This is a genomic window from Paracraurococcus ruber (assembly GCF_004353985.1).
Lineage (GTDB): Bacteria > Pseudomonadota > Alphaproteobacteria > Acetobacterales > Acetobacteraceae > Paracraurococcus > Paracraurococcus ruber.
In genome coordinates this window covers 84,354-103,967 of sequence record NZ_SMOA01000002.1, presented here as the reverse complement: position 1 = coordinate 103,967, position 19,614 = coordinate 84,354, and the positions used below count along the sequence as shown (strand labels likewise).

Genomic DNA, 19,614 nt, shown 5'->3' with positions numbered 1-19,614 from the left:
CGTCCCCGCACCCGTCCGGGAGACGCCACCATGACCCTTCGCCCCGCCTGCGCCGTGCTGGCCGTCCTGCTGCCGGCCGGCGCCCCGGCCATGCCGGATCCCGCCGCCTGGCCGGTCCTGCCGCCGCGCTTCGAGAGCACCGGCGGCGGCGGCGTGATCATCGACGAATACCGTCCGGTGGTGGTCGGCGACCGCTGCGTCACCCGCTTCACCGCCACCACGCCGGCCGGCGAGGTCTTCGTGAACTACGCCCTCTTCGAGGCGGTGCCGCTGGCCGGGGGCGTGCTCTGCCGCGCCGGGCGCTGGGGGGCGGTGGAGAGCAGCGCCACCGGCACGACGCCCCTGGTGGTCTGGCTGAAGGACGGCGTGATGCGGCGGGCGCCGGCGGATTGACCCGGGCCCCCGCGCATGGTGCGCTTTCCCCCGAAGCAACCATCGGGGAAACGCACCATGCCGCTACCGGCCAACCGGGTAAAGCAGCGCCTTGCCGCCGGCGAGCTCGCGCTCGGCTTCGGCGTGCACCACCTGCGCACCAGCGCCACCGGCATGATCGCCGCCGCCGCCGGCTATGACTGGCTGTTCATCGACATGGAGCATGGCGCGATGAGCGTGCAGGAGGCGACGCAGATCGCCATCGCCGCGCTCAGCCAGGGCGTCACGCCCATCGTCCGCTGCTGCAAGGATGCGCTGTTCGAGGGTACGCGGGCCCTCGACAACGGCGCCATGGGCGTGGTGGTGCCGCATGTGGACAGCGCCGAGGAAGCCCGCGCCGTCGCCGCCGCCTACCGCTTCCCGCCGGTCGGCACGCGGAGCTGGGGCGGCCCGCCCTTCGCCTATGCCATGCAGCCGCCCTCCAACGCCGAGGCGCAGGTGGAGCTGAACCGGGAGATCCTGGTCACCGTGATGATCGAGACGCCGGAGGCCGTGGAGGCGGCGGATGCCATCGCCGCAGTGCCGGGGATCGATGCGCTGATGATCGGCACCAGCGACCTCACCGCCAGCCTCGGCATCAGCGGCCAGATCGGGCACGAGAAGGTGCGGGCGGCCTATGCGGCGGTCGGCGCCGCCTGCCAGCGGCACGGCAAGACCCTCGGCATGGGCGGGGTGTACGACGAGGTGCACGCCCGGACCTATATCGGGATCGGCGCCCGCCTCCTCCTTTCGGGCAATGACCAATCCTTCCTGATGACGGGCGCGACGTCGCGCGCGAAGTTCTTGCGCGGGTTGCAGCCGGCGGGTTAGCCCTTACCCGCCCCGGCCCGGGTCGCACACCGGGCCGGCGGCCAACCCCCGAAGGGAAGAACGTCCATGTGCAACGTCTTCGCCTCGCAGGACCCGTCCACCTATGCCAGCGAGACGCGCGCCATCCGCCTGCATGGCCATTGCACCAGCATCCGGCTGGAAGCCGCCTTCTGGCGCATCCTGGAGCGCATCGCGGAGGTCGAGGGCACCTCGGTCAGCCGCTTCCTCACCACCCTGCATGACGAGGTCCTGGCCCGGCGCGGGGAGATCGGCAATTTCGCATCCCTGCTGCGGGTGACCTGCCTCCATTGGCTGGAGAACCAGGATCGCCACGCCGAGGAAGTGGCCGCCCGCCGCCGCCTGGCCGCCTGAATTTCCCGTTGCAGTAGCCGGCTACTACCCGCCCCCCGGGCGGCCACGGCAGGGTCCCCGCGAGACGACGGGGACGCCGCATGGCCAAGCTCATCCATTCCATGATCCGCGTGCTGGACGAGGCGCGCTCGCTCGACTTCTACCGCCGCGCCTTCGGGCTGGAGGTGAAGGACCGCCTCGCCTTCGACGGCTTCACCCTGATCTACCTGCGCACGCCGGAGAACAGCTTCGAGCTGGAGCTGACGGTGAACCACGGCCGCACCGAGCCCTATGAGCTGGGCAACGGCTATGGCCACCTGGCGGTGTCGGTCGAGGACCTGGACGCCGAGCATGCCCGCATGGCCAAGGCCGGCATCGAGGCCGGGCCGATCCGGGACATGGCGCATGACGGCAGGCCGATGGCGCGCTTCTTCTTCGTGACCGATCCGGACGGGTACAAGACGGAAGTGCTGCAGCGCTTCGGCCGCTTCGACTGAACGCCCGCAGGGCGAGGGAGGAACCAAGAATGCGAGAGATCGACAAGCGCACCACGGTGCGCCGCCGCGTGTTCCTGCGCGGCGCCGCCACCGCGCCGGCCGCCGCCGCGGCGGCCGCGGCGGGGCTGACCATCGGGCCGGATGCCGCCTGGGCGGCCGACCTGCGCCACATCAAGCCGGCGACGATGACGGTGCTGGCGCGCGCGGCGCGCGACATCTTCCCGCATGACCGGCTGGCGGACCGCTACTATATCGCCGCCGTCGTCCCCTATGACGACATGGCCGCCGGCAATGCCCAGCTCCGCACCCTGCTCGAGGAAGGCGCGGCGCAGCTGGATGCCGAGGCGAAGAAGCGCTTCGGCCGCGACTACATCCGCGTCGCCGCCGAGGAGCAGCGGGTCGAGATCCTGAAGTCGGTCGAGAAATCCGCCTTCTTCCAGAAGCTGCGCGGCGACCTCGTCGTCTCGCTCTACAACCAGAAGGAGGTCTGGGCGAAGTTCGGCTACGAGGGATCGAGCCACGAGCACGGCGGCTACATCCAGCGCGGCTTCAACGACATCGACTGGCTGCCGGAGACCTGATCCCATGGCGAAATTCGACCTGACCGACGACAGCGTCGTCGTCATCATCGGCTCCGGCGCCGGCGGCGGCACGCTGGGCAACGAGCTGGCGCAGAAGGGCGCCAAGGTGGTCATCCTCGAGGCCGGGGGCCGGCACGAGATCGAGGAATTCGTCAACGACGAATGGGCCAGCTTCTCGCAGCTCGCCTGGGCGGATGTGCGCACCACCGGCGGGTCCTGGCGGGTGGCGAAGGATTTCCCGAACCTGCCGGCCTGGATCGTCAAGGCGGTGGGCGGCACCACCACCCATTGGGCCGGCGCGTCGCTGCGGTTCGAGGACCATGAGTTCCGCGCCCGCACGCATTACGGCGCCATCGAGGGCGCCAACCTGCTGGACTGGCCGGTCACCCTGGCCGAGCTGGAGCCCTTCTACGCCCGGGCCGAGGACCGGATGGGCGTCACCGGGACCAACGGCATCCCGCGCCTGCCCGGCAACAACAACTACAAGGTGCTGGCCGCCGGCGCGAAGAAGCTGGGCTACAAGGATTTCCACACCGGCAACATGGCCATCAACTCGGAGCCGCGGGCCGAGCGCACCTCCTGCCACCAGCTCGGCTTCTGCTTCCAGGGCTGCAAGATGGGGGCGAAGTGGAGCACCCTCTACACCGAGATCCCGGCGGGCGAGGCCACCGGCCGGCTGGAAGTCCGGCCGAACAGCATGGTGCTGAAGATCGAGCATGACGCGCGCGGCCGCGCCACCGGCGTGGTCTATGCCGATGCCGAGGGACGGCAGCAGCGCCAGCGCGCCCGCGTGGTCTGCGTCGCCGGCAACAGCATCGAGAGTCCCCGCCTGCTGCTGAACAGCGCGTCCGCGATGTTCCCGAACGGGATGGCGAATTCCTCCGGCCAGGTCGGGCGCAACTATATGCGCCACACCACCGGCAGCGTCTACGCCATCTTCGACAAGCCGGTGCACATGTACCGCGGCACCACCATGGCCGGCATCGTGCGGGACGAGGCGCATCACGACCCGAAGCGCGGCTTCGCCGGCGGCTACGAGCTGGAGACGCTCTCGCTCGGCCTGCCCTTCATGGCGGCGTTCCTGGAGCCCGGGGCCTGGGGCCGCGGCTTCGCCAGCGCGCTGGATGCCTATGACCACATGGCCGGGCTGTGGATCGTCGGGGAGGACATGCCGCAGGCGAACAACCGCGTCACCCTGGACCCGACGGCGAAGGACAAGCACGGGCTGCCGGTGGCGAAGGTGCATTTCGACGACCACCGGAACGACATCGCCATGCGCGACCATGCCTATGGGCAGGGCCGTGCGCTGTACGAGGCGGTGGGCGCCACCCGCACCTTCGAGACGACGCCCTATCCCAGCACCCACAACCTGGGCACCAACCGCATGAGCGCGAATGCGCGCGACGGCGTGGTGGACAAGTGGGGCAAGGCGCATGACCTGCCCAACCTCTATGTCTCGGACGGCAGCCAGTTCACCTCCGGCGCGGCCTGCAACCCGACGCTGACCATCGTGGCGCTGGCCATCCGCCAGGCGGAGCACCTGGCCGGCCGCATGGCGCGCGGCGAGGTCTGACCCCGACGCGGCGGGCGGCTCGCGCCGCCCGCCGCCATTGCCCCGCATCCTGGTGCGGCATGACCAGGGCGCGGTTTTCCGCCCTGCGCGGCACAGGCGCCTCCGCGGTGGACGCGCCGGGAAGGGCGCGCCGGTAAGGTCGCGCCGATGCCGTGCCTGCCGCGGCATCCGGTCCTGGTGGGCGCCGGGCGCCCCCTGCCGTCGCCTGGATGCAGCGGCCGGCATCGGCGGCACCCCCGCCATCCGGATCGCGGCCGGCCTCCCGCCGGCGGCGATGGGCCCGGACCATCGCGCCGTCGCGGACCCGCGCCCCCGATCATGGCCAGCATGGCAGCGCCCGTCCTGGCTGCGCGGGCAGCGCATCGCGGGCGGCCGGCCCCGGTCCGGCCTTGGCTTGCGCCAGCGCAAGGCGGAACGGCCGGCCAATGCGCAAGCTCCCTGTCCCGGCTGACGCTGGTGGGGACTTGCGAATGGTTCTCATTATCGCTATCAACGGGATCGCAACGCCTGGAGTGACTCCATGACCGACGCCCGACCGAAGCGCGCCCTGCTCGGCCTGCTGGCCGCCGGCCTCGCCTCGCTCGGCCTCGCGCCCGCCGCCCGGGCGCAGGAGGTCAACCTCTATTCCTCGCGCCATTACGACAGCGACCGGACGCTCTACGAGGCCTTCACGAAGGAGACCGGCATCCGGGTCCGCCTGATCGAGGGCGATGCCGACCAGCTCATCGAGCGCATCCGGAACGAGGGCGCGAACAGCCCGGCCGACGTCTTCATCACCGTGGATGCCGCCCGCCTGGCCCGCGCCGCCAATGCCGGCATCCTGCAGCCCTATCGCTCCGCGGCGGTGGAACAGCGCATCCCGGCCGCGCTGCGGTCGAAGGACGGGCTGTGGTTCGCGATCAGCCAGCGGGCCCGTGTCATCATGTTCGACAGGGAGAAGGGCGCGCCGGCCGGCCTGCAGCGCTACGAGGACCTGGGAGGCCCGGCCGGCGCCGGCCTCTGCGTCCGCTCCTCCAACCACCCCTACAACATTAGCCTCGTCGCCTCGATCCTGATGGCCGACGGGCCTGAACGGACGGAGGCCTGGGCCAAGGGCGTCTCGGCCAACCTGGCCCGCCCGCCGCAGGGCGGCGACCGCGACCAGTTCCGCGCCATCCCCGCCGGGCAATGCACGCTGGCGCTGGCCAACACCTACTACCTCGCGGCCTTCGGAGCGTCCCACCGGCCGGAGGATCAGGCCCTGTTCCGCCGCATCGGCGTGATCTTTCCGAACCAAGCGGAAGGCGACCGCGGCACGCATGTGAACATCTCGGGTGCCGGGCTGGTGCGCACCGCGCCCAACCGCGCCAATGCCGCCCGCCTGCTCGACTACCTGACCGGCGACCACGCCCAGCAGGTCATCGCGCTCGGCAACATGGAATACCCGGCGGTGCCGGATGCGCCGCTGCATCCGGCGCTGGAAGCCATGGGTCGCTTCCGGGCCGAGCCGGTGGATGCCGAGAAGACCAACGCCAATGCCGCCCAGGCGCTGCAGATCCTGCAGCGTTCCGGCTGGCGCTGAGCCTGGGAGAACGGGGACCGTGATCGTCTGCCTCTGCAACGCGCTGACCGACGCCCAGCTGGCCGATGCGGTCGCGCAGGGGGCGACGCGCCCCCGCGATGTCTATGCCGCCTGCGACTGCAAAGCGCAGTGCGGCACCTGCACGAAGATGATCGTGTCGATGATCCGCGACACCCGTTCGGCCGCGCTTGCGGCGGAAGGCCGGCTGCCCTGATAGTGCGGCGCCGGGCGGCAGGGCCCGGTGAATCCTGGCCCAGAAGGGCCGAACCGGGAGCCGCTGGATGAAGTCCGATCCGAAGGTCGTCGAATATCTCAACACCCAGCTCACCAACGAGTTGACGGCCATCAACCAGTACTTCCTGCATGCCCGGATCCTGCGCCACTGGGGCGTGACCAAGTTCGGCAAGCACGAATACGACGAGTCGATCGAGGAGATGCGGCACGCCGACTGGCTGATCGAGCGCATCCTGTTCCTCGGCGGCCTGCCCAACGTGCAGCGCCTGAACCAGGTGCTGATCGGCCAGACGGTCGAGGAAGTCCTGCAGTGCGACCTGAAGCTGGAGGAGAAGGCGATGGCCGATCTCCGCGACGGCATCGCCTACATGGAAAGCGTGCGCGACTACGTGTCGCGCGACCTGTTCCGCCGCATCCTCGACAACGAGGAGGAGCATGTCGACTTCATCGAGCGGCAGTTCGACCTGATCAAGCTGATCGGCATCCAGAACTACATCCAGCTCAACAGCGCCTCGGCGCCCGAGCAGCATGCCGATGCGGGCGAGGGCGGCTGAGCGCAGCGGAAGGACCGCCGCTCGGCCGGCGACCCCGCCGCTCGGCCCTGGCGGCTGCAGGGATGTCGCTTCGCAAGCGGGATCCCGCCGCGACGCCTGAGCGGCGCCGCGGGCCTCCGCCTCAGCGGGCCGCCGTCGCCGTCTCCTCGGTGCCGGATCCCGGTACCGAGACCGGCCGCACCTCCACGGGCGCGGTGCCGCTGCGCTTCATGCCCAGGCGGTCCGCAACCTTCGGCGTCACGTCGACCACGCGGCCGCGCACATAGGGACCGCGATCGCGGATCACCACGCGGTGCGACTGGCCGGTCCGCAGGTTCGTTACCTCCGCCACCGTGCCCAGCGGCAGCGTCCGGTGCGCCGCGCTGTCGGAGGACGGGTCGAAGCGCTCGCCGCTCGCGGTCTTCCGCCCCTCGAAGCCCGGTCCGTAATAGGATGCCTCGCCGCGCTCAGCCGGCGCGGCAGCCTGCGGCGGTGGCGCGGGGGGCGGCGGGGCGGAACAGGCTGCCAGCCCGACCGCCAGGCCGCAAAGCATCGTCAACCCTCGCATCGCCTTCCTCCTGATCGCTGCGATCCTGGATGGATGTGACGCCGCGCCGAGGCGGCGGTTCGCGGCGCGCGTCGTCTCGCGCAATGTTGCGCGCGCGACCGCGAATGGCGGCGGGATGGGATATCCTGCGGCGGTGGCAGGGGTGGGGGGGAAAGGACATGCCGGACGGAACGGGCGGCGGGGCGCCGGTGTTGCGCGGCGGCTGGCCGGTGCTCGGCCTGCTGCCGGCGCTGCGGCGCGACCCGCTGGCGGTCTTCGCCCGCGCCCGTCCGCTCGGCCCGGTGGTGCGCCTGCCGGTGCCCGGCCGCCACCCGCTGTTCGCGGTGACCGACCCGGCGGCGACGCGGCATGTGCTGCAGGAGAATGCCCGCAACTACCGCCGCACCCCGTTCCACGACCGGCTGAAGGCGGTGCTGGGAGAGGGGCTTCTGACCAGCGATGGCGGGCTGTGGCAGCAGCAGCGCCGCCTGCTGCAGCCGGCTTTCCGGGCGGAGCGCATCCGCCGCTTCGTCGCCGCCATGGCCGACAGCGCCGCGGCGATGGCGGCGCGGTGGGAGGCGGCGGCGGGCGAGGTGCTGGATGTCTCGCAGGAGATGTCGGCGCTGACGCTCGACATCGCGGTGCGCTGCATGTTCGGGCAGGAACCACGCGGCGGCGATGCCGCCATCGCCGAGGCGGTGCAGGAGGCGCAGGACTGGATCGCCGCCCGCTTCTGGTCCCTGGCGCCGGACTGGACGGAGCGGTTGCCGACCCCGCGCAACCGGCGCTTCCGCCGCGCCCGCGCCGCGCTGGACGGCCTGGTCGACCGCATCATCCAGGCGCGGCTGGCGGCCGGGGAAACCGGCGACGACCTGCTGGGCATGCTGCTGGCGGCGCAGGCCTCGGATGGCGCCGCCCTGGATGCGCGGCAGGTGCGGGACGAGGCGATGACGATGCTGCTGGCAGGGCACGAGACCTCGGCCGGCACGCTGGCCTGGTGCTGGCACCTCCTGGCGAAGCACCCGGAGGTGGCGGCGGCCATGCGCGCCGAGATCGCCGGGGTGCTGGGCGACCGCAGGCTGCCTGCGCCCGAGGACCTGCAACGCCTGGACCTGGTGCGAGCGGTGGTGGAGGAGACGCTGCGGCTCTTTCCGGCGGCCGCCTGGTTCGGGCGGCTGGCGGCGGGGCCGGACCGGGTCGCGGGGTGCGACATCCCTGCGGGGTCAATCCTCGCGCTCAGCCCCTGGCTGCTGCAGCGCGACCCACGCTACTGGCCCGACCCGCTGCGCTTCGACCCCGCGCGCTTCGCGCCCGGCATGCGGCCCTTGCCCTACAGCCAGTTCCCCTTCGGCGGCGGGCCGCGCACCTGCATCGGCAACCATTTCGCGCTGACGGAGATGCTGGTGGCGCTGGCCGTGCTGCTGCCGCGGGTGGCGCTGCGCCATGCCTCCGCCGCGCCGGTGGTGCCCGAGCTGCTGATCACGCTGAAGCCCGCCGGCGGATTGCCGATGCGGGTGGAGCGGGCCGGCGCCGAGGGCCGGCATGCGACCCCGAACGCCGTGTCGCCATAGCGCCGCGGCGGCCGGGCCATGCGTAGCCCGCCGCGATCCGGGCTAATCCGGCAGGATCGCCGTCGCCTCGATCTCCACCCGCGCCTCGGGCTCGACCAGCGCCGCGACCTGCACGAGCGTCATCGCCGGATAATGCCGTCCCATCACCGCGCGATAGACGGGGCCGAGGGCGGCGAGGCTGTCGCGGTACTCCGCGATATCCGTCACATACCAGGTCAGGCGGCCGATCCGTTCCGGCCCGGCCCCGGCTTCCGCCAGCACGGCCAGGATGTTGCGCAGCGCCTGCTCGGTCTGGGCGACGAAGCCGGCGGGGAAGCGGCCTGCGGCATCCCAGCCCACCTGGCCGCCGACCAGCACCATGCGGCCGCGTCCCAGCATGCCGTTGGCATAGCCCTTGGGCGCGGGCCAGTCCGGCGGTTGCAGCCTGGTCAGTGTCACGCGGATGGTCCTTGGGCCTGGCGGCGCAGCGCGAAGCGCTGCAGCTTGCCGGTTTCGGTGCGCGGCAGGGCGGCGACGAACGCCACCGCGCGGGGATATTTGTAGGGAGCGATCGCCGCCTTCACATGGTCCTGCAGCGCCCGCGCCAGCGCTGCGTCGGCGGCGATGCCCGGCTTCAGCACGATGAAGGCCTTCACGACCTGCCCGCGTTCCTCGTCCGGGGCGCCGACCACGCCGCATTCGGCGACGGTGGGGTGCGTCAGCAGCGCCGCCTCCACCTCCGGCCCCGCGATGTTGTAGCCGGCGGAGATGATCATGTCGTCGCTGCGCGCCTGGTACCAGAAATAGCCGTCGGCATCCTGGACATAGGTGTCGCCGGTGATGTTCCAGCCGCCCTGCACATACTGCGCCTGGCGCGGGTCGGCGAGGTAGCGGCAGCCCGTGGGACCGCGCACCGCGAGGCGCCCGGGCGTGTCGCGCGGCGCCTCCGCGCCATCCGGGCCGATCACCTTCGCCTCGTAGCCCGGCACCGGCAGGCCGGTGGCGCCGGGACGGATGGCATGCTCGGGCGCCGCGATGAAGATGTGCAGCATCTCCGTCGCGCCGATGCCGTCCATGAGGGGAAGGCCGGTGGTGCGCTGCCAGAGGTCGAAGACCGGCCTCGGCAGCGCCTCGCCCGCCGAGACGCATTTCCGCAGCGACGAGACGTCATGGTCGCCGCCGGCGATGGCAAGCGCCATGGCGCGGTAGGCGGTCGGGGCGGTGAAGCAGATGGTGGCGCGGTGGCGCGCGATGGCGGGCAGCAACTCCTCGGGGGCCGGCTTCTCCAGCAGGACCGCCGTGGCGCCGACGCGGAAGGGGAACAGCACCAGGCCGCCGAGCCCGAAGGTGAAGGCCAGCGGCGGGGATCCGATGAAGATGTCGTCGGGGGTTGGCCGCAGCACCTCCCGCCCATAGGCATCGCAGATCGCCAGCATGTCCCGATGGAAATGCATGGTGCCCTTCGGCTCCCCGGTGGTGCCGGAGGTGAAACCGATGAGGCAGACGTCCTCCGCCGCCGTGTCGCAGGCGGGGAAGTCGGGCGGCGCCTCGGCGCAGAGGGCTTCCAGCGCGCCGTCGCCCCAGTGCAGCACATGCCGCAGGTCAGGCGCCTCCGCGGCGGCGAGGCGCAGTTCCGGCGCGAGGCGGGCATCGCAGAGCGCGTGGCTGATGCGCGCCTTGCGCAGCATCTGCCCGATCTCCTTCGCCCGCAGCAGCGGCATGGTGGCGACCACCACCCCGCCCGCCTTCAGCACGGCGAAATAGGCGGCCACCATCCAGGCGGTATTCGCCCCACGCAGCAGCACGCGGTTCCCGGGGACAAGCCCCTGGCGGTGCACCAACACATGCGCGATGCGGTTCACCCGCGCCGCCAGCTGGGCATAGGTCAGGGTCTCCGCCGCCGTCACGACCGCCGGGTGGCCCGCTCGGGTCGCCAGGTTGCGGTCCAGCAGTTCCACGGCGCAGTTAAGCCGCGCCGGATAGCGCAGCTGCGGCAGGGTGAAGCGCAGCTCGGGCCAGGCCTCGCGCGGCGGCAGGTTGTCCCGTGCGAAGCTGTCCAGGTGTGCGCTGCGCGTGTCGCCGATCTCGAACCCCATTCCGTCCATCGTCGCCTCCGTTAGGCTGCGCCGTGCGTGAACCCCCGCTCAATCGCCCTTGAAGACGGGCTTCTGCTTCGCCGCGAAGGCCTCATAGGCCCGGCGGAAATCCTGCGTGGTCATGCAGAGCGCCTGGGCCACCGCCTCGGCCTCGATCGCCTGGTCGACCGACATCGCCCATTCCATCTGCAGCATCCGCTTGGTCATGGCATGGGCGAAGGCAGGGCCTTCCGCGATCTCCCGCGCCAGCGCGGCGGCGGCGGCGGACAATTCCTCAGATGCGTGCAGGCTGTTGAAGAAGCCCCAGGCCAAGCCTTCCTCGGCGGTCATGGCGCGCCCGCGGAAGAGCAGCTCGCTCGCCCGGCCCTGTCCGATGAGGCGCGGCAGGATGGCGCAGGCGCCCATGTCGCAGCCGGCGAGGCCGACCCGGTTGAACAGGAAGGCGGTGCGCGCGCGCGGGGTGCCGAGCCGCAGGTCGGACGCCATGGCGATGATGGCACCGGCGCCCGCCGCCACGCCGTCCACTGCCGCGATGATCGGCTGCGGGCAGGCGCGCATGGCCTTCACCAGCTCGCCGGTCATGGCGGTGAACTGCATCAGCCCCTTGGTGTCGCGGTCCAGCAGGGGCCCGATGATCTCATGCACGTCGCCACCGGAGCAGAAATTGCCCCCCGCGCCCGTGACGGTGAATACGCGCACCGCCTCGTCCTGCGCCGCGATGCGGAAGATGGCCGACAGCTCGGCATAGCTGTCGAAGGTCAGCGGGTTCTTGCGCTCCGGCCGGTTGAGCGTGAGAGCGGCGACGGGCCCGTCCACCTGCAGCAGGACATGCTGCGCGCAATAGGCTGCAAGCGGTGCGGTGACGGTCATGGCGATCCCTCCAGTCCCGTGCGGACGCTCGCCTTGGCGCGGCCCAGCAGCGCGTGCAGCGCGGCCCGGTCGCGGTCCGACAGGCCGCCCAGCAGTTCCGCGATCCAGCTCTCATGCGCCGCCGATTGCCGGGCGAAGTCGCGCCGGCCGCGGGCGGTCAGGCGCAGGCGCTGCACGCGGCGATCCGAGGGGTCGGGCCGACGCTCGACCAGCCCTTCCTCCTCCAGCCGCGTCGCCAGGCCGGTGACATTGCCGCCCGTCACCATCATCCGGCGGGAGATCTCGCCGAGCGTCAGCCCGCCCTGGGCACGTTCCAGCTGCGCCAGCAGGTCGAAGCGCGGCAGCGTCGTGTCGAATTCCGTGCGCAGCCGGCGACGGATCTCGGCCTCGATGAGGTTGGTGCAGGTCAGCAGCCGCAGCCAGAGCCGCAACTCGTCCTTGTGGCCGGGCGGGGTGCCGGCCAGCGCCGTCTCGGCATCCACGGGATGGAAGACGTCGTCCGGCATCACGGCTCCCCGCCCGCCACCGGGATGGCCGCGCCGTTCACCGCCGCGGCCCCGGGCAGGCAGAGGAAGAGGGCGGCGGCTGCCACCTCCTCCGGCCGCACCAGCCTTCCCTGCGGGTTCTGGCGGGTCAATTCGGCGCGCGCCTCCGCCTCGCTGCGGCGGGTCTTGGCCTGGATGCGGGCGATGCTGTCGGCGACGATCGCCGTGTCGGTGAATCCCGGGCAGACGGCGTTCACCGTGACGCCGCGGCCGGCCACTTCCTGCGCCAGGGCCCGCACCAAGCCCAGCAGCCCGTGCTTCGCCGCCGTGTAGGCCGTGGTGTAGGCGTAGCCCTTCAACGCGGCGGTGGAGGCGATGGCAACGATCCGCCCCTCGCCCGCCGTCAGCATGCCGGGCAGCACCGCCTGCATGACGGCGGCGGCGCCGAGCAGGTTGGCCGAGAGCATGCGCTGCCAGAGGGCCGCATCGGTCTTCAGGAAAGGCGCGCTTTCCGCCGCGCCGGCGGCATGCACCAGAAGGTCGCAGGCAGGCAGGGGTGGCAGGGCGGCGATGTCGGCGGCCAGCATGGACCGGGCCGCGCCGGCCTCCACTGCCGCGCGCAGCGGCGCCTCCCGCCGTCCCAGCACCGTCACCGCTGCGCCGGCCCTGGTCAGGGCCCATGCGCAGGCCAGCCCGATGCCGGTCCCGCCACCGGTGACCAGGGCGCGCCGCCCCGCCAGGGGCAGGGCGCCATCCATCGCGCGGGGCTGGGGGGCAGGGGGCATCCGTCGTCCTCGATCCTTGAAGCCTAAAGCATCTGGGCGGCCGGATGCAACGACCGATTCCGGTTGCCGCACGGATGCTTGAAGCCTAAATCATCGACAGGCCAGGAGGCGTTCCGATGCGCATCGCGGTGATCGGCGGCGGGCCCGCCGGACTCTATTTCGCCATCCTCATGCGGCGGGACTTTCCCGCCGCGCGGATCACGGTGGTGGAGCGGAACCGGCCGGACGACACATTCGGCTTCGGCGTGGTCTTCAGCGACGCGACGCTGGACGCCTTCGCCGCCGCCGACCCGCGCAGCTACCGGGCGATCGCCGAAAGCTTCGCCTACTGGGACGATATCGAGGTGCATGCCAAGGGCGCGGTGCACCGCATCGGCGGCAACGGCTTCTGCGGCTGCGCCCGCACCACCCTGCTGCGCCTGCTGCAGGATCGGGCCCGCGGTCTTGGGGTCGAACTGCGTTACGGCGAGGACGCGGCGCCCGAGGATTTCCCGGATGCCGACCTCATCGTGGCGGCCGACGGAATCAACAGCCCGATACGCACCCGCCTTGCCGACCATTTCGTGCCCGAAGTCGCGCTGCGGCCCAACCGCTTCGCCTGGATGGGGAGCACGCGGCCCTTCGACGCCTTCACCTTCTTCTTCAAGGAACGGCCCGAGGGCATCTTCATCGCCCATTGCTACCAGTATGCGCCGGGCGCCAGCACCTGGGTGCTGGAGACGGACCCCGAGACCTTCGCCCGCGCGGGCCTCGAGGACATGGGCGAGGCGGAAAGCGCCCGTTTCCTCGAAGCCGTCTTCGCCGAGGAATTGCAGGGCCATCGGCTTCAGACCAACCGCTCGCTCTGGCGGCGCTTCCCGCAGATCAAATGCGCGCGCTGGGTCAAGGACAACATCGTCCTGATCGGCGATGCCAAGGCTAGCGCGCATTTCTCCATCGGCAGCGGCACCAAGCTGGCCATGGAGGACGCCATCGCCCTGCACGCGGCATTCCGTGCCGGCGGCGACGTGTTGGCCTGCCTGGCGCGCTACGAGACGGATCGCCGCGAGGATGTCGAGAAGACCCAGCACGCCGCCGATGTGTCGCTGGTGTGGTTCGAACACGTGCGGCGCTTCTGGCGCATGCATCCGACGCGCTTTGCCTTCGGGCTGATGACCCGCAGCAAGGCGATCACCTGGGACAACCTGGCGCTGCGCGCGCCGGAGTTCGTCGCCGAGACGCAGGCGGCCTTTGCCCTGGAGGAGAAGGCCGACCCCGCCCGGCCGCCCATGTTTCAGCCGCTGCGGCTGCGCGGGATGGCGGTGCCGAACCGCGTCGTCGTCTCCCCCATGTGCATGTACTCGGCCGAGGAGGGCGTGCCGGGCGATTTCCACCTGGTGCATTACGGCGCCCGGGCCATGGGCGGCGCCGGGCTGATCTTCACCGAGATGACCTGCCCCGCGCCGGATGCCCGCATCACCCCCGGCTGCGCGGGCCTGTGGAATGACGCGCAGGAGGCGGCCTGGACCCGCATCGTGCAGTTTGTCCATGGCCATGGCGATGCCAGGATTGCCCTGCAGCTTGGCCATGCCGGCCGCAAGGGGGCGACGAAGCTGATGTGGGAGGGCATCGACCGCCCTCTGCCGGCGGCGGAGCGCTGGCCCATTCTCTCGGCCAGCGCCATCCCCTATTTCCCGGACAGCCCCGTGCCGCGTGAGATGACGCGCGCCGACATGGACCGGGTGCGGGAGGAATTCCTGGCAGCGGCGCGGCGCGGCCTGCGCTGCGGCTTCGACATGCTGGAACTGCACTGCGCCCATGGCTACTTGCTGGCCAGCTTCCTCTCGCCGCTGACCAACCGCCGTACCGATGACTATGGCGGCCCGCTGGAGAACCGGCTGCGCTTCCCGCTGGAGGTCTTCCTGGCGCTGCGCGATGTCTGGCCGGCGGACAAGCCGATGTCCGTGCGGCTCTCGGCCACGGACTGGGCGGATGGCGGCATCTCGGACGACGACACGCTCGCCATCGCCCGCGCCTTCGCCGCGGCGGGCTGCGACCTGGTGGATGTCTCCACCGGCCAGACCGTGCACGATGCCGCGCCGGTCTATGGCCGCATGTTCCAGGTGCCCTGGTCCGACATGATCCGGCAGGAGGCCGGCGTGGCCACCATGTGCGTCGGCAACATCACCACCGCCGACCAGATCAATACCATCCTCGCCGCCGGGCGGGCCGACCTGGTGGCGCTGGCGCGGCCGCATCTGACCGATGCCAGCTTCACCCTGCGCGCCGCGGCGCAGTACGGCGTGCGGGACATCGCCTGCCCGCCGCAATATGCCTGGGGCAAGGATGCGCTGCTGCGCAATGCGGCGCGTGAGCAGGCGGATTTGCGGGAGTTGCGGCTGAAGGCCAGGCCGCGCAGCCACGCCCCGGCGGCTGCCCCGGCCCATGGCCCCCTGCCGCGCGCGGCGGAGTAGCGGTAACCTTCACCCCGGCGACGGGGAGAGGCAGCATGCAGGTGCTGATCGCGGGCGGCGGGGTGGGCGGGCTGACGTTGGCCCTCATGCTCCACAGGCGCGGCATCGGCTGCACGGTGCTGGAAGCGGCGCCGGAGGTGCGGGAGCTTGGCGTCGGCATCAACAACCTGCCGCATTGCGTGGCGGAATGGGCGGAGCTGGGCCTGCTGGAGGAGCTGGACCGCGTCGCCATCCGCACGCGCGAACTGCGCTACCTGAACCATCTTGGCCAGACCCTGTGGGCGGAGCCGCGCGGGCTGTTCGCCGGCCATGCCGTGCCGCAATTCTCCATCCATCGCGGCCGCCTGCACGGGATGCTGTGGCGGGCGGCGGAGGCGCGGCTGCCGCCAGGTTCACTTCGCACGGGCCACCGTTTGGAGAGCGTTTCGCAGGATCCCGGCGGCGTGACAGCGCGGTTCAGCACGCCGAAAGGCGAGCAGGAGGTCCGCGGCGACGTGCTGGTGGGCGCCGATGGCATCCATTCGGCGCTGCGCGCCCTGCTGCACCCGGATGATGGCGGCATTCGCTGGCAGGGCATCCTGATGTGGCGTGGCGCCGTGGACTGGCCGGCCTACGAGACCGGCGACGTCATGGTCATCGCCGGCGACCTGAAGGCGAAGCTTGTCTTCTACCCCATCGGCCCTGGCAGCACGCCGGACCGCCGCCTGACGAACTGGGCGGTCTACGCCAAGGTCGAGACCGGCGAGGAGCCTCCGCCCCGGCGGGAGGACTGGTCGCGCCGCGGCCGGCTGAAGGACGTGCTGCCGCTGGCACGCCGGATCAGGCTGCCCTTCCTGGACTCGGAGGCGCTGGTCCGCGCCTCGCCGCAGCGGCTAGAATACCCGATGTGCGACCGCGACCCGCTGCCCTGGTGGAGCCAGGGGCGAATCACGCTGCTGGGCGATGCCGCGCACCCGATGTATCCGGTGGGGTCCAACGGCGCGTCGCAGGCGGTGCTGGATGCGCGGGCGCTGGCCGATGCCCTGGCCGCGCATGCGCCGGAGGAGGCGCTGAAGGCCTACGAGGCCGAGCGCCTGCCGAAGACGGCCGCGATCTGCGCCAGCAACCGCAAGGGCGGGCCCGAGCGCGTGCTCGACGTCTTCGGCCAGCTTGCCCCGAAGGGCTTCGCCCGCATCGAGGATGTGATCCCGCCCGCCGAGATCGAGGCCATCGTCAAGGGCTATGCGCAACTGGCCGGCTTCGCCGCCCCCATGCAGCGGGCCACTGCCTAGCGCGGTTGCGCGTTCGTCCGAACACGCAACCCGCTCTGGCGGTCGCTCAGGCCGGCGGCGGCAGGAAGTCCACCTCGTGCAGCTTGGACAGCCGGACCACCTCGTCCACATCGGCCAGGTTGTGCAGCGCCCTGAACAGGTCGTGCAGCTTGCGGCCCGGCGTGACCCAGAAGAAGGCGCGGGCCGGCGCCCCGCTCTCGTTGAAATAGCCATGCATGATGCCGCGCGGCATGCGCACCAGGTCGCCGGCCTTGGCATGATGCTCCTGCCCGTCCAGCACCAGCTTCCAGGTGCCTTCCAGCATCAGGATGTATTCGTCCTGCGTCGGGTGGATATGCGGCGGCACGAAGGTGCCGGGCGGGCTCACCGCCTCGAAGGCGAAGGACGCTTCGCAGGACTGCTTGGGATAGTAGGTCTGGCCCAGGATGTTCCAGACCGTGCCGTCCACGCCGTCGAAGCCGGTGCCGGCGCGGGTGATGCCGGGAATCTCTGCCGTCATGGTAAGCGCCTCCTTGCAAGCGGGTCGGATCGCCGTGGGGCCGAAGGGCCCGAAGGCGCGACTCCGCCCCGCCGAACACTACACATGCAGGTAAGTCTCGCGCACCTTGGGCGAAGCCGCCAGGGCCTCGCTGCTGCCGGTCCAGACCGTGCGGCCCTTCTCCAGCACCACATGGCGGTCGGCCAGGCGCATGACCTCGGACAGGGTCTTGTCGATCAGCAGGATCGCCTGGCCCTCCGCCTTCAGCCGCGCCAGCACCGCCCAGATCTCGGCGCGGATCAGCGGCGCCAGGCCCTCGGTCGCCTCATCCAGTATCAGCAGCCGCGGGTTCGTCATCAGCGCGCGGCCGATGGCCAGCATCTGCTGCTCCCCGCCCGAAAGCTGCGCGCCGGTGTTGCGGCGGCGTTCCTGCAGGCGGGGGAACAGGCGATACACCGTCGCCAGGGTCCAGCGCGGCGCGCCCCCGGCGCGGTTGGCGGCGGTGGCGGTCAGGTTCTCCTCCACCGTCAGGGTCGGGAAGACCTGCCGCCCCTCCGGCACCAGGCCCAGGCCAAGCTGGCCCACGCGGTGCGGCGGCCAGCCGAGGATCGCCTGTTCGCCGAAGCCGATGCGCCCGCCCAGCACGCGCCCGCCGACCGCGGGCAGCAGCCCCATCACCGCGCGCACCGTCGTCGTCTTGCCCATGCCGTTGCGGCCGAGCAGCGTGACCACCTCGCCCGCGCCGACCGCCAGCGTCACCCCCGCCAGCACCTGCGCGCCGCCATAGCCGGCCGAGAGATCCTCCACCGCCAGCATCAGGCCGCGTCCTCGCCCAGATAGGCCGCGCGCACCTGCGGGTCGGCGCGGATCGCATCCGGCGCGCCGGTCGCGATCACCTTGCCATAGACCAGCACGGAGATGACGTCGGCCAGGGCGAAGACCGCCTGCATGTCGTGCTCGACCAGCAGGATGGCATGGTCGCGCTTGAGCGTGGAGAGGATGCCGATCAGCCGTTCCGCTTCCTCCGGCCCCGTCCCGGCCAGCGGTTCGTCCAGCAGCAGCAGGCGGGGTTCCAGCGCCAGGGCGATGGCCAGTTCCAGCTGCCGCTTCTCGCCATGGGAAAGCGCGCCGGCCGGCACCGCGGCGCGCGCCGCCAGCCCCATGCGCTCCAGCGCCGCCAGGGCGGCGGCGTTCAGCCGCGCCTCCGACGCCGCCGGGCGCATGAAGCGGAAGGAGGAGCCCTGGCGCGCCTGCACCGCCAGCGCGACATTCTCCAGCACGGAGAAGCCCGGCAGCACGGAGGTGATCTGGAAGCTGCGCGCCAGGCCCAGCCGGGCGCGGCGATGCATCGGCAGGGCGGTGACGTCCCGCCCTTCGAACCAGATGCGCCCGGCATCCGGCCGCAGCGTGCCGCTGACCTGGTGGATCAGCGTGGTCTTGCCGGCGCCGTTCGGGCCGATGACGGCATGCAGCCCGCGCGGCGCGACCAACAGCGTCACGTCATCCGTCACCGCCAGCCCGCCGAAGCGCTTGCGCAACCCGTCCAGGCGCAGGATGGGCTCAGCCACGGCGCAGCGCCCGCAGCTGCGCCGGCAGGCCCGCGAGGCCGCCGCGCAGGAACAGCACGGCCAGCACCAGCAGCGGGCCGAAGATCAGCCGCCAATGCTCCGTCCATTCGGCCAGCCATTCCTCCAGCAGCACGATGGCCAGCGCGCCCAGCACCGCGCCATGCGGCGCGCCGAGGCCGCCCAGGATGACCATGAACAGCAGGTCGCCCGATCGCTGCCAGGCGAGGTAGGAGGGCGCGACGAATTCGGTGGCGTTGGCCAGCAGCAGCCCCGCCAGGCCGGCGATGCCGCCGGCGATCGCATAGGCCGCCAGGCGATAGGGGTAGGGGTTGAAGCCCAGGGCCTGGGCGCGCTGCGGATTCTCCTTCGCCGCCCGCAGCACCCGGCCGAAGCGGGACGCCAGCAGGACCTGCACCAGGCCCAGCGTGGCCGCCAGCAGGCCCAGGCACAGGTAGTGGAAGGCCAACCGGTCCTCCGGCCAGCGGGCGCCCAGCACGGTGGTGCGGCCATACAGCGTGTAGCCGTCATCGCCGCCATAGGCGGAGAGCGCGCCGGCGGTGAAGAAGGCCATCTGCCCGAAGGCCAGGGTGATCATGATGAAATGCACGCCGCTGGTGCCGATCGCGACCGCGCCGGTCAGCAGGGCGAAGAGCGCCGCTACCAGCACGGCGGCCGGCAGGACCACCAGCGCCTCCGTCACGCCGGCCGCATCGAGCACCACCACGGCATAGGCGCCGACCCCCAGCATGGCGGCATGGCCCAGGCTGACCAGCCCGCCGCCGCCCACCAGCAGCCAGAGCGAGAGGGCGGCGATGCCCAGGATCATCCCGCGCGCCAGCAGGTTCAGCATGTAGCCGGCACCGAGGCCGAGGAAGGGCGCCGCCGCCAGCAGCGCGAAGACCGCCAGCGGCAGCAGCGCCCCGCGCAGCCGGCCCATCG

22 protein-coding genes are annotated in these 19,614 nt (G+C 71.7%); 12 read left to right on the top strand and 10 right to left on the bottom strand.

Features of this window, described 5'->3' with window-relative positions:
* The first annotated feature begins 30 nt into the window (after positions 1-30).
* The 9 genes from E2C05_RS01350 to bfr all read left to right on the top strand — a co-directional run bounded on the left by E2C05_RS01350 (position 31) and on the right by bfr (position 6,593).
* Positions 31-393 (top strand): hypothetical protein, encoded by a 363-nt coding sequence (locus E2C05_RS01350; protein WP_133217798.1) that lies wholly within the window; start codon positions 31-33, stop codon positions 391-393.
* 57 nt (positions 394-450) lie between these two features.
* Positions 451-1,242 (top strand): HpcH/HpaI aldolase family protein, encoded by a 792-nt coding sequence (locus tag E2C05_RS01345; protein ID WP_133217797.1) that lies wholly within the window; start codon positions 451-453, stop codon positions 1,240-1,242.
* Between the two features lie 66 nt (positions 1,243-1,308).
* Positions 1,309-1,614 carry a ribbon-helix-helix domain-containing protein gene (locus tag E2C05_RS01340; RefSeq protein WP_133217796.1) on the top strand — a complete coding sequence of 102 codons (306 nt, stop codon included), beginning with the start codon at positions 1,309-1,311 and terminating at the stop codon, positions 1,612-1,614.
* Between the two features lie 80 nt (positions 1,615-1,694).
* Positions 1,695-2,090 (top strand): VOC family protein, encoded by a 396-nt coding sequence (locus E2C05_RS01335; RefSeq protein ID WP_133217795.1) that lies wholly within the window; start codon positions 1,695-1,697, stop codon positions 2,088-2,090.
* Positions 2,091-2,119: 29 nt separating this feature from the next.
* Positions 2,120-2,671 (top strand): gluconate 2-dehydrogenase subunit 3 family protein, encoded by a 552-nt coding sequence (locus E2C05_RS01330; protein ID WP_133217794.1) that lies wholly within the window; start codon positions 2,120-2,122, stop codon positions 2,669-2,671.
* A 4-nt stretch (positions 2,672-2,675) separates the two neighbouring features.
* On the top strand, positions 2,676-4,244 hold the full coding sequence (locus E2C05_RS01325) for a GMC family oxidoreductase (RefSeq protein WP_133217793.1): 1,569 nt from the start codon (positions 2,676-2,678) through the stop codon (positions 4,242-4,244).
* A gap of 520 nt (positions 4,245-4,764) precedes the next feature.
* Positions 4,765-5,805 (top strand): extracellular solute-binding protein, encoded by a 1,041-nt coding sequence (locus E2C05_RS01315; RefSeq protein ID WP_133217792.1) that lies wholly within the window; start codon positions 4,765-4,767, stop codon positions 5,803-5,805.
* 19 nt (positions 5,806-5,824) lie between these two features.
* Positions 5,825-6,019, top strand: coding sequence for a (2Fe-2S)-binding protein (locus E2C05_RS01310; protein ID WP_240046506.1), 195 nt, complete (start codon positions 5,825-5,827; stop codon positions 6,017-6,019).
* A gap of 67 nt (positions 6,020-6,086) precedes the next feature.
* On the top strand, positions 6,087-6,593 hold the full coding sequence (bfr, locus tag E2C05_RS01305) for a bacterioferritin (protein ID WP_133217790.1): 507 nt from the start codon (positions 6,087-6,089) through the stop codon (positions 6,591-6,593).
* Between the two features lie 121 nt (positions 6,594-6,714).
* On the opposite strand, the gene E2C05_RS01300 is transcribed toward bfr, so the two are convergent.
* The gene (locus tag E2C05_RS01300; protein ID WP_133217789.1) at positions 6,715-7,140 is read right to left on the bottom strand and encodes a septal ring lytic transglycosylase RlpA family protein; all 426 of its coding nucleotides are present in this window, start codon (positions 7,138-7,140) and stop codon (positions 6,715-6,717) included.
* Positions 7,141-7,298: 158 nt separating this feature from the next.
* On the opposite strand from E2C05_RS01300, the gene E2C05_RS01295 reads away from it, so the two are divergent.
* Positions 7,299-8,690, top strand: coding sequence for a cytochrome P450 (locus E2C05_RS01295; RefSeq protein WP_158291867.1), 1,392 nt, complete (start codon positions 7,299-7,301; stop codon positions 8,688-8,690).
* Between the two features lie 42 nt (positions 8,691-8,732).
* Here E2C05_RS01295 and E2C05_RS01290 read toward each other — a convergent pair whose 3' ends face one another.
* From E2C05_RS01290 to E2C05_RS01270, 5 genes are read right to left on the bottom strand one after another with little or no spacing between them, the layout of a single operon-like run.
* Positions 8,733-9,128 (bottom strand): RidA family protein, encoded by a 396-nt coding sequence (locus E2C05_RS01290; protein WP_133217787.1) that lies wholly within the window; start codon positions 9,126-9,128, stop codon positions 8,733-8,735.
* Positions 9,125-10,774 (bottom strand): benzoate-CoA ligase family protein, encoded by a 1,650-nt coding sequence (locus tag E2C05_RS01285; protein ID WP_133217786.1) that lies wholly within the window; start codon positions 10,772-10,774, stop codon positions 9,125-9,127. The genes E2C05_RS01290 and E2C05_RS01285 overlap by 4 nt, the downstream gene beginning before the upstream one ends.
* 39 nt (positions 10,775-10,813) lie before the next feature.
* The gene (locus tag E2C05_RS01280) at positions 10,814-11,635 is read right to left on the bottom strand and encodes an enoyl-CoA hydratase family protein (protein ID WP_133217785.1); all 822 of its coding nucleotides are present in this window, start codon (positions 11,633-11,635) and stop codon (positions 10,814-10,816) included.
* Positions 11,632-12,141, bottom strand: a complete 510-nt coding sequence (locus tag E2C05_RS01275; RefSeq protein WP_133217784.1) for a MarR family winged helix-turn-helix transcriptional regulator — start codon at positions 12,139-12,141, stop codon at positions 11,632-11,634. The genes E2C05_RS01280 and E2C05_RS01275 overlap by 4 nt, the downstream gene beginning before the upstream one ends.
* Positions 12,141-12,905, bottom strand: coding sequence for an SDR family NAD(P)-dependent oxidoreductase (locus E2C05_RS01270; RefSeq protein WP_240046505.1), 765 nt, complete (start codon positions 12,903-12,905; stop codon positions 12,141-12,143). Before E2C05_RS01270 ends, E2C05_RS01275 begins: the two co-directional genes overlap by 1 nt.
* 116 nt (positions 12,906-13,021) lie before the next feature.
* Here E2C05_RS01270 and E2C05_RS01265 point away from each other — a divergent pair, with 116 nt between their 5' ends.
* Together E2C05_RS01265 and E2C05_RS01260 are read left to right on the top strand one after the other, a co-directional pair.
* Entirely contained in the window at positions 13,022-15,358 is a 2,337-nt protein-coding gene (locus E2C05_RS01265; RefSeq protein WP_133217783.1) for a bifunctional salicylyl-CoA 5-hydroxylase/oxidoreductase, read from the top strand.
* A 35-nt stretch (positions 15,359-15,393) separates the two neighbouring features.
* Positions 15,394-16,629 (top strand): flavin-dependent oxidoreductase, encoded by a 1,236-nt coding sequence (locus E2C05_RS01260; RefSeq protein ID WP_133217782.1) that lies wholly within the window; start codon positions 15,394-15,396, stop codon positions 16,627-16,629.
* A 46-nt stretch (positions 16,630-16,675) separates the two neighbouring features.
* Here the strand turns inward: E2C05_RS01260 and E2C05_RS01255 are convergent, their stop codons facing one another.
* The 4 genes from E2C05_RS01255 to E2C05_RS01240 form a co-directional block, all read right to left on the bottom strand.
* Positions 16,676-17,128 (bottom strand): cupin domain-containing protein, encoded by a 453-nt coding sequence (locus E2C05_RS01255; protein ID WP_133217781.1) that lies wholly within the window; start codon positions 17,126-17,128, stop codon positions 16,676-16,678.
* A 78-nt stretch (positions 17,129-17,206) separates the two neighbouring features.
* Positions 17,207-17,923, bottom strand: a complete 717-nt coding sequence (locus E2C05_RS01250; protein ID WP_133217780.1) for an ABC transporter ATP-binding protein — start codon at positions 17,921-17,923, stop codon at positions 17,207-17,209.
* Positions 17,923-18,675, bottom strand: a complete 753-nt coding sequence (locus E2C05_RS01245) for an ABC transporter ATP-binding protein (RefSeq protein ID WP_133217779.1) — start codon at positions 18,673-18,675, stop codon at positions 17,923-17,925. The genes E2C05_RS01250 and E2C05_RS01245 overlap by 1 nt, the downstream gene beginning before the upstream one ends.
* Positions 18,668-19,612, bottom strand: a complete 945-nt coding sequence (locus E2C05_RS01240; protein ID WP_133217778.1) for a branched-chain amino acid ABC transporter permease — start codon at positions 19,610-19,612, stop codon at positions 18,668-18,670. The genes E2C05_RS01245 and E2C05_RS01240 overlap by 8 nt, the downstream gene beginning before the upstream one ends.
* Between the last annotated feature and the right edge of the window lie 2 nt (positions 19,613-19,614).